Origin of the sequence: Amycolatopsis minnesotensis (assembly GCF_039529815.1) — a bacterium.
GTDB lineage: Bacteria > Actinomycetota > Actinomycetes > Mycobacteriales > Pseudonocardiaceae > Amycolatopsis > Amycolatopsis minnesotensis.
This window is the reverse complement of record NZ_BAAANN010000111.1, coordinates 1-2,076: the sequence shown is the minus strand read 5'-3', so window position 1 is coordinate 2,076 and position 2,076 is coordinate 1. Positions and strand designations below refer to the sequence as shown.

At 67.7% G+C, this 2,076-nt stretch carries 4 protein-coding genes; 3 read left to right on the top strand and 1 reads right to left on the bottom strand.

The genetic code is table 11. The features are described from left to right. The coding region (locus tag ABD256_RS44025) for a hypothetical protein (RefSeq protein WP_344432364.1) at positions 1-239 on the bottom strand (239 nt) is incomplete at its 3' end. A gap of 90 nt (positions 240-329) precedes the next feature. Between ABD256_RS44025 and ABD256_RS44020 the strand changes: the two genes are divergently transcribed. The 3 genes from ABD256_RS44020 to ABD256_RS44010 all read left to right on the top strand — a co-directional run bounded on the left by ABD256_RS44020 (position 330) and on the right by ABD256_RS44010 (position 1,929). Continuing rightward, positions 330-947 (top strand): GNAT family N-acetyltransferase, encoded by a 618-nt coding sequence (locus ABD256_RS44020; protein ID WP_344432362.1) that lies wholly within the window; start codon positions 330-332, stop codon positions 945-947. 256 nt (positions 948-1,203) lie between these two features. Further along, positions 1,204-1,572, top strand: coding sequence for a hypothetical protein (locus ABD256_RS44015; RefSeq protein ID WP_344432360.1), 369 nt, complete (start codon positions 1,204-1,206; stop codon positions 1,570-1,572). A 144-nt stretch (positions 1,573-1,716) separates the two neighbouring features. Further along, the gene (locus ABD256_RS44010; protein ID WP_344432366.1) at positions 1,717-1,929 is read left to right on the top strand and encodes a zinc-ribbon domain-containing protein; all 213 of its coding nucleotides are present in this window, start codon (positions 1,717-1,719) and stop codon (positions 1,927-1,929) included. The last annotated feature ends 147 nt before the right edge of the window (positions 1,930-2,076 follow it).

The window sequence follows — 2,076 nt, the reverse complement described above, 5'->3', positions numbered from 1 at the left end:
CGACTACCGAACACCCCACGAAACCCGCATAAGCTATCGTCAAGACCTCGCACTCGCGGCATAAAGCCCGGTGTCCGGTTTCCGGGGGCAACCTCAAGCTCGCCAGAGGGGCGCTGGTAGACGACCCTGCCGTCGGGGAGGAGGAACCATCGGCCCCAGGTCGCCGGGTCGCCCTCGGCGTAGACGTAGATCGCCGCGTTCTTCAGCGACACCGTGGTCTCCGACACCTCACTGGCCATGTCGCACTCCTCACTTCTCCGGGAACCCCTCTACCACTCGTATAGCACGTATGTTCGAATGGGTTATTAATTGTGGAAGGTCGGTGTGTCGTGGTGCTCAGCGGAGCAGCGGGGGAGTTCGGGCGGACCGAGGAGTACGTCCGGCCCCGCTGGGGCGATCGCCGGTGGCCGCGGTGCCCGCGCGGGCACGAGCTCGCCGTCGGTGGCGTGACCGGCAGCTACTCGCACGCCCTTGGCCTGCCGACGATGTTGTGCCTGGCCTGCCAGACAGCGGGTGCCAACCGGGCGAGCTGGGTGGAGATCGACGTGACCGCCCAGCACACCCCGCAGACCGCACCCAGGACTGGGCTCGCGCTCATACGGCACCGCCCGCCATCCCCGGCTGCGGCGGGCCGGATCGAGCTGACGCTCGACACCACGGTCCTCGGGCACATCGAGCTCGCGTTGTGCCGGATCGAATGCCGGGGGAACCTGCGCGCGCTCGAGGTCGAGCCGGGGCGTCGGCGAACCGGGTACGGCACGGTGCTGGCCGCGGCCGCGCGGGCGCTGGCGCCGGACTACGACTGGTCGATGCCCGCGTTCGCCGAGGACCCGGTCGCCCGGGCGTTCTGGGCCGCCGCGGGCGTCCCCGGCCCGTCGCCCCTCGCACCGTGTTCGCACATGCGTGAAGCCCTGGGAATGCCGTCCGAGGCATGGACCGGAACGTAGCCGACCCCGGCAAGTAGGAATGCCGGATACGTGCCAGGCGTGTGGTTCGACCTGCGGGCCATGTTCGGGCCTGACGTTTGCAGCTCCATTGCGTGGTTTGTCACGTCACTAGTTGAGGGACAGGTAAATTCTGCACGGCCTTCCGTCGGAGCAGGTGGTGTGCGTTCCAGAACTGGCGCACGCTGTCGACACCGGATTCTGGAAGTTGTGCCCCGTGATGTCTCGAGTCGCGCGTATCACCGCGTCCGCTGCGGCGATGGCCGGTTCGCTGTGCCTGGTGGTGCCGACCGCGCACGCCAGCACCGCAACCCAGGCACTGCGCCCGGCCGCAGCGCGGTGCTCGCAGGCGCAACTGCCCCCGCCGGATCCCGCCTGTACGCCGGACACGGACATGGGCGATTACGAGGACGATCACCTCTTGCCGCTCGAATTGGGTGGCGCGCCGCGCGATCCTCGGAACCTCTGGCCGGACCCCCATGATGGCGATCAGAACTCCTACTCCAAGGATCGGGTAGAGAACGCGGTGAAGAAAGCGGTCTGTGCGAAGAAGGTCACGCTCGCCGCAGCCCAGCACGCCATGCTGACCGACTGGACCACGGCCAAATCCGTCCTCGGTATCGGCTGACCGCACGATCACGCCGACGCGGTCTCGGGTGTGAGTGCCGCGCCACCGGGGCCGGGGAAGGAGAGTCGCAGCTGTCGATGTCCTGGTTGGCAACGCCGCCGCGCAGGCGCTGATCACCGGCTTGGCTACCCGGCCTTGACCGCGGTGAGACCCGAGCGGTCGTTGGCCACGCGGTGCGCGCGGGTTGCCGCGATGTGGCACCCGGGCAAGAACACGAGCTGGACACCGCAGACCATCTCCGTCGCCAGCGACGTGGAGGTGTGGTGGCTGTGTCCGGCCGGGCACGAGTGGATCGAAACAGTGTGCGACCGCACCGCGTCGCGGAAGTGGAAGGGCGCGCGGAATTTCGTCGAATGAAAGACTTCCGCAGAGTCTGAGCTGCGAACTCGCGGTTTCGCTTCAACCTACTAGTGTCACGCGTCTGAGGTTCGTTGACGGGTGGCGTGGGGCAGGATCTGATCGGCGGTCTTGGTCCAGGTGAACGGGTGGCAGCGGGTGTTCCAG